The organism is Sulfitobacter sp. 15WGC (assembly GCF_005068605.1).
Taxonomy (GTDB): domain Bacteria; phylum Pseudomonadota; class Alphaproteobacteria; order Rhodobacterales; family Rhodobacteraceae; genus Sulfitobacter; species Sulfitobacter faviae.
Genome location: NZ_SZNL01000017.1, coordinates 1 through 6,819, shown reverse-complemented (window position 1 = coordinate 6,819; position 6,819 = coordinate 1). Strand labels below are relative to the sequence as shown.

Genomic DNA, 6,819 nt, shown 5'->3' with positions numbered 1-6,819 from the left:
CGCGATGAGGATCGAATTCACCGTGCCTTCGTTTCGGATCAACTCCAGAATGGCGAAGGTGCGGATCAGCAGGTTCGTCCAAAAGGGGATGATGATCAGCAACATCCAGAATTCGCGCTGCTTTTTTTGGCCGCGTGGCGATGAAATAGGCCGTGGGGAAGCCAAAGAACAAACAGGCGAGCGTTGTCAGAATCGACAGTTTGAGCGACCGCCAGAAGATGCTGAGATGCGCATCCGACCAGCCCAAAGTGTCGTCAAAGATATCGCGCTGCATCAGCACGCCGAACCATGCATCGGTGGAGAAATCCCAAACCACCCCGCCATAGTCGCCGGGCGTGAGAAAGGAATAGAACAGCGTGATCAGCAGTGGCCCGCTGGCGGCGAAGACCAAGATGATAAGTGCCGGCGCCAACAGCAGCCAACGGTTGCGGGCAGCGCGTTTTGCGACGGTGTTTGAGAGCTCTGTCATGGGTCAGTCCCTCAGAACCTGAGCGGCCCCGGCGGGGAAGGAGACGCCAACCCGATCGCCGGTCACATAGGAATGCGCGACCTCGGGGCCGTTTTGTTGGCGCAATACGAATTCGCTGCCGTCATCGAGGTCGACGTGAAAATGCGTATCGGTGCCGAAGTAGACCACCTCGCGCAGGCGCCCGGCCAGAAGACCGTGAGCCTCTGGGGTCAGTTCCGCATGTTCGGGCCGCAGGGCGAGGGTCACCCGACCTGTGGCCGCTTCATTCGCGTGGGCCGCGATCATCTTCCCTGAGGGCAAACGCAGCTGCGCGGTCTCACCTTCGCGGCCAGTGATCTCGGCGGGTAGAAAATTGGTATCCCCGATGAAATCCGCCACGAAACGGTCCGCGGGGCGGTCGTAGATTTCGCGGGGGCGCCCGACCTGACGCACGGCGCCGTTGGACATGACCGCGATGCGGTCCGACATGGTCAACGCCTCTTCCTGGTCGTGGGTCACGAAGATGAAGGTGATCCCCGTCTCGGTTTGTAGCCGCTTTAATTCCAATTGCATCTTCTTGCGCAGCTTGAAGTCCAAGGCGCTCAGTGGTTCATCCAGCAGCAGGATCTTGGGCCGTGGCGCCAAGGCGCGGGCGAGGGCCACGCGCTGCTGTTGCCCGCCGGAGATCTGGCTGGTCTGACGATCCGCCATCTGGGTCATTTGCACCAGTTCCATCATCTCATCAACGGTGGATTTGATCGCCGATTTGGGTGTGCCCAGCATCTGTAAGCCAAAGCCGATATTCTCGGCCACGGTCATATGGGGAAACAGCGCGTAGTTCTGAAAGACAGTATTGATGGGCCGTTTGTAAGGGGGCGAGGCGAGCAGGCTTTCGCCAAACATGTCGAGGCGGCCCGAGGTGGGGTGTTCGAACCCCGCGATCAGGCGCAGCAGGGTCGTCTTGCCGCAGCCCGAAGGGCCGAGCAGCGTAAAGAACTCATTGTCCTGAATTTCCAGATCGATACTTGCAAGCGCTTCGACCGGCGGGTTGCCGGGGTATACTTTGCGCAGCGCCTGTGCGGTAATTGCCTTGGTCATCTTTCCCCCTGATAGCCCATCTTGTTTCTTGCTTTTGAGCAAAGCTTGGCTCGTATGATTGCGCCAATAGTAATTGGTGAATATACCCCCTTGGGGGTAGTGTTCTTGGAATTTTGATCAGATTCTGGAGTATCTTTGGGCGAAAGGCTGATAAATACAGCGATTGAGCAATTGCGCGATGTACTTCGTGCGGTCGGCACCCCGGATTTTTTCGAGGCTTTCAAAAGCTTTTTCAGCAGCCGCATCACGTTCGGCACCTTTTTGATGCTGCGCTTCGATGCCGATCAACCGCCCTTGTTGCTGGACTATTGGATCGAGCCCGGAAAACTGATCGGGCGACCGCTCGAAGATTATATGGAGAGCAGCTACGGCTTTGATCCCTTCTATCTGCACCGTAGCCTGCCCAAGGGCGGTGGGCTGTTTCGTCTGGCCGACATCGCGCCCGATCGGTTCTTCTCCAGCGAGTACTATCTGCACTATTATCGCGGTACCGGGCTTTGCGATGAGATCGGCCTGCTTGCCCCGCTGGGGGACGGTGGGGTGGCGCATCTGTCGATAAGCAGGCGGGATGGTCAGGGGCCGTTTCGCCGAAACGAGCTTCGGCATCTAGAGACCTATGCGCCGTTGTTGCTTGAGCTTTTGATGCAGCATTGCCGGACTGTGGCACCGACCCCTGTTGGCCAACAGGCAACCCGCCCCCCGCTTGCCGATGCCATACGGCTCTATGCCGGGGGTCGGTTGAACATCGGCCTGACCCTGCGCGAGGCGCAGATCGCGGGGCTGGTGCTTCAGGGCCATTCCAACGCATCCGCCGCCAAGCTTCTCAATATCGCGACAGAGACCTGTAAGGTGCATCGCCGGAACCTTTACCGCAAGCTTGTCATTTCATCGCAGAGCGAGCTTTTCGGCGTGTTCAAACATCTGTTGTAGCGGGTCTGCGGTGCGTTTGCGCTGAGGGCGCCCCATTGGCCCGGGCGGACCCGCGCGACCCGAAGTGTCCCCCATCCCCAAGGCCGCAGCGCGCTTGATGCATGCAAATGGATGGGCTAGCGTTTTGCCGAAAGGCGCCAACACATCGGTTTCTGAGGGGGGTATGGGATCGTGAAAGCACTGAGCCGTATGTCCACGAAATCCACCCCTATCGAAGTGCTGCGCAATGATATTATGCAAATCTGCGGCGCTTTCGAGGTGGAGCCGGCACGCCGGGGCGGGCCGTCGCACGGTCGGGCGCGCAAGCGTGGGATGGGGGGATTCGACGCGGCGCTGGTCTCGCTCGATGCGCAGGAAGCGGCCCGCACGCAGACCTGCATTCGGCGCGATCCGGGTGAATACTTCTTTATGCTGGTGCAGGATGTCGGCGAATGCGTCGTGCAGCAAAGCGGCGCATCAACCCTGTTGCGGCCCGGTGATATGTTCATCGTAGATGCGACCCGCCCCTCGAAATTCGTATATGAGGGGCAGTTGGCGCATCAGATATCCGTGCACCTCCCCCGGGATGAGATGATCGGCAGGTTCGGCGGCGTCTGTGATGGCGGGGTGGCGATTGACCGCAAAGATCCGCTGTGGCTCGCGCTGCGCGCCGTGCTCTACAAGATGATGCATGCCCCGCCCGACGCGGGCACGCAGTTGAGCGAAGCCTTTTATGGTCTGATGGGTGCCTATTTCCACGAGCGGCGCAGCCAGACCTTGGATGCACGCGGGCAGATCATGGAACGCGCCCTGCAACTGATGACCCGCCATTACCGCGACCCGCAGTTCGGGCCGAGCGCTTTGGCATTGCAATTGGGCGTATCCCTGCGCAGCCTGCAACGCTATTTCGAACCCTTGGGCGAAACACCCGGACAACGTCTGCTGCACCTTCGGTTAACCCAAGCCCATGCAGAACTCTCTCGCCCCGGGGGCAGGGAGGTTTCTGTCACCGACTGCGCCTATGGCTGCGGCTTCAACGATCTTTCGCATTTCTACCGTGCCTTCCGTCAACGCTATGGGATGACCCCCGGGGCCGTTGTCGCTCAGGCCCGCGACGGTGGCGCGATCGTCCAATAGGGCTGTCGCGTTATCCCAAGATGTCCGCCCGATCCGCGCCTACGCTTTGGCGAGAGGAGGCGTTTCGGCGCGGTGCCGGAACGGGATGACGGAGGACATCATGAAAGACACGATTGATAGTATCGGCCTGATCGCGGGTGGCGACCGCGTAGAGACGGGCGCACGTTTTGCCGTGGCCAACCCCGGCACGGGCGGGCAGGCGGGCACAGCACCGGACGCCGGTCAGGCCGAGTTGGGCCGTGCTGTCGCGGCGGCGAAAGCGGCTTTCCCAAGCTGGTCCGCCACCTCTGACGAAGAGCGCGCGGCGGCCTGCAACGCCGTGGCCGACAAGATCGAGGCCCATGCGGAGGAATTGGCGCAGCTGATCACGGCGGAACAGGGCAAGCCCTTAGGTGGCATCGGCTCGCAATGGGAGATGGGCGGCGCGGTCGCTTGGGCGCGCTATACCGCGAGCCTCTCGCTGCCAATGGAAGTGTTGCAAGACACGCCCGAGGGCCGGGTAGAGATGTACCGCAAGCCGCTGGGTGTGGTGGGGTCGATCACCCCGTGGAATTTCCCCGTGCTGATCGCGGTTTGGCATATTCTGCCTGCGCTGCGCAGCGGCAATACCTTGGTCAGCAAGCCATCGCCCATGACGCCGCTCGCGTCTTTGCGTATGGTCGAATTGATGAACGAAGTTCTGCCGGCTGGGGTGGTGAATTCCCTTAGCGCCGCCGATGGCGCCTTCAACATGGGCGCGGCCATGTCGGCGCATCCGGATATCGCCAAGATCGTCTTTACCGGCTCCTGCGGGACCGGCCAAAAGGTCATGCAATCCAGCGCCGAGACGATGAAGCGACTGACCCTCGAAATGGGCGGCAATGACGCGGGCATTGTCCTGCCCGATGCCGATCCACAGGCGATTGCCGAAGGGCTGTTCTGGGGCGCCTTCATCAACAACGGCCAGACCTGCGCCGCGATGAAACGGCTCTATGTGCATGACGATATCCATGACGCTGTCTGCGACGCACTGGTCGCCTATGCCCGCAACATCAAGGTGGGCGAAGGCACGCAAGAGGACAGCGTGCTTGGCCCCGTTCAGAACCAGGCGCAGTTCGACAAGCTGTCGAAACTCGTCGCGCAGGCGAAAAAGACCGGGAATGTGCTGCTGGGCAGTGCGCCGGGCGAGGGGCTGTTCTACCCGCCCACGATCATCGCGGGGATGACCGCCGATGACCCGCTGGTCTACGAAGAGCAGTTCGGCCCCGCGCTGCCAATCATCCGATATACTGATCTCGACGATGCGCTGGCACAGGCCAATGCGCTGGATGTGGGCCTTGGTGGGTCGGTCTGGTCGGCGGATAAGGCGGCGGCCAAGGAGGTCGCCAAACGGATGGAATGCGGCTCGGTCTGGATTAACAGCCACGGCATGATCCAGCCCAACGCCCCCTTTGGCGGGGTTAAGAAGTCAGGCTTCGGCGTCGAATTCGGCGAAGAAGGGCTGAAGGAATACACCGACATTCAGGTAATTTTCGCCTGAGGCTGAGAGGCAACGGTGATCATCCGGTGTCCGCTGCGGCTGGCACCCGCATTGCAACATGAAGGGAGACAGCATGTTACGAAAGACAATACTCGGCGGGGCCGCGGCCCTTGCCCTCACCACCGCGGGGGCCTTGGCCCATCCGCTCGACGGTTTTTCCGGGGAGGAATACCAGAAGATCAACGAGATCCTGCGCGCCAATGATCTGGCGGGGGATGACACGCTCTATCCGCTGATCGAATTGATTGAGCCGCCCAAGGCCGATGTGCTGGCGTGGGAGGAAGGGGATACGCTCGACCGTCGCGCGATGGTGCATATGTCCAACGCCGACAACAGCGGCTTTGTCGAGGCCATCGTGAACCTGACCACCGGGGAGGTCGAAAGCAGCGCCCCCACCGAGGGACAGCCGATGATCCTCTTCAACGAATTTGCCAATGCCATGACCGCGGCGCTGGAACACCCTGACATGATCGCAGGGCTCGAAAAACGTGGCCTGACGCCGGATCAGGTATTTTGCCTGCCGCTCACTGCGGGTAACTTCTTCTCAGAGGAAGACGACGGTACGCGGCTGATGAAAGTGCCCTGCTACGTCTCTCCCGAAGGGTCGAATTTCTACGCCAAGCCGATTGAGAACATCTATGCCGTGGTCGATCTGCAAAGCGGCAAAGCGCTGCGGGTGATCGACGAAGGCAATGTCGCGATTCCCGAAGACGGGTGGGGCTATACCGGCGAAGAGATTGAGGCCCGCACCCCGCAACGTGCCGCGATGAATCCCGCCGTGCTGACCCAAGAGGGTGGGCCCAACTACACCTATTCCGATGGTGCGCTGGAATGGGACATGTGGCGCATGCGCTTGCGGGTGGACAAACGCCCCGGGCCGGTGCTGTCGAACATCGACGTGAAGGATGGCGACGAATGGCGCTCATTGCTCTATCAGGCGCATCTGTCCGAGGTTTTCGTGCCCTATATGGACCCGAGCGCGGGCCTCTACTGGCGGACTTATATGGACAGCGGCGAATACGGTTTCGGCCTGTTCCTGACGCCGCTGGTGGCCGGGATCGACTGCCCGTCGCACGCGACCTTCCTGCCCGCGATGATCGCCGGCGACGATGGGCAAGCGCTGGAAATCCCCGATGCGGTCTGCATCTTCGAGCGTAACATCGGCGATCCGGCGTGGCGGCATTTCGAGGTCTTTGCCCAAGGCCCCGATCAATACACCCCCGCCGAGGGGCGGCCCGAGACCGAGCTGGTGGTTCGCACGGCGTCGGAGGTCGGCAACTACGACTATCTTATCGACTACCGATTCAAACAGAACGGCCAGATGGAGATCAAGATCGGCGCAACCGGGCTTGATGGTGTAAAGGGCGCGGATGCGACCTCGATGGATGATCCTTCGGCGGCGCGCGAGACAGAGTATGGCACGCTCATCGCGCCGAACCTCGTGGCGGCGAACCATGACCACTACTTCAACTTCCGTCTCGATTTCGACATCGACCAGCCCAGCAACCGCTTCATGACAATGGACATCGTTCCGGCTGAAGTGGCCGAGGACAGCCCGCGCCGGTCGCTGTGGAAGGTGGAGTGTTGATTGTCACTGAGAACTGACCCGGTATTTTCACCGAGATTTGACCCACCCTCAGTTATGCGTCGTGGTCTATGATGCGGTCAATGTTTTGGCCTCCTTTGCAGTTTTCTTTGCTGCCTCAGA

Annotated in this window: 6 protein-coding genes and 1 pseudogene; 4 read left to right on the top strand and 3 right to left on the bottom strand. The window is 60.7% G+C overall.

All coding sequences use genetic code 11. The annotated features are described in order from the left end of the window. The 3 genes and pseudogenes from FCK22_RS13980 to FCK22_RS19100 all read right to left on the bottom strand — a co-directional run. Positions 1-469: pseudogene (locus FCK22_RS13980) on the bottom strand (ABC transporter permease); the annotation flags it as partial. Positions 470-472: 3 nt separating this feature from the next. After that, positions 473-1,546, bottom strand: a complete 1,074-nt coding sequence (locus FCK22_RS13975; RefSeq protein ID WP_136720513.1) for an ABC transporter ATP-binding protein — start codon at positions 1,544-1,546, stop codon at positions 473-475. After that, positions 1,543-1,791, bottom strand: a complete 249-nt coding sequence (locus FCK22_RS19100; RefSeq protein WP_209273946.1) for a hypothetical protein — start codon at positions 1,789-1,791, stop codon at positions 1,543-1,545. The genes FCK22_RS13975 and FCK22_RS19100 overlap by 4 nt, the downstream gene beginning before the upstream one ends. Positions 1,792-1,810: 19 nt before the next feature. On the opposite strand from FCK22_RS19100, the gene FCK22_RS13970 reads away from it, so the two are divergent. From FCK22_RS13970 to FCK22_RS13955, 4 genes are all read left to right on the top strand, one after another. Next, on the top strand, positions 1,811-2,476 hold the full coding sequence (locus FCK22_RS13970) for a helix-turn-helix transcriptional regulator (RefSeq protein ID WP_247738250.1): 666 nt from the start codon (positions 1,811-1,813) through the stop codon (positions 2,474-2,476). Positions 2,477-2,665: 189 nt separating this feature from the next. Next, complete coding sequence (locus tag FCK22_RS13965) at positions 2,666-3,592, top strand: helix-turn-helix domain-containing protein (RefSeq protein ID WP_136720511.1); 927 nt, start codon at positions 2,666-2,668, stop codon at positions 3,590-3,592. Between the two features lie 100 nt (positions 3,593-3,692). Continuing rightward, positions 3,693-5,111 carry an aldehyde dehydrogenase family protein gene (locus FCK22_RS13960; protein ID WP_247738251.1) on the top strand — a complete coding sequence of 473 codons (1,419 nt, stop codon included), beginning with the start codon at positions 3,693-3,695 and terminating at the stop codon, positions 5,109-5,111. 73 nt (positions 5,112-5,184) lie between these two features. Continuing rightward, complete coding sequence (locus tag FCK22_RS13955; protein ID WP_248646523.1) at positions 5,185-6,699, top strand: tyramine oxidase; 1,515 nt, start codon at positions 5,185-5,187, stop codon at positions 6,697-6,699. Positions 6,700-6,819 lie beyond the last annotated feature (120 nt).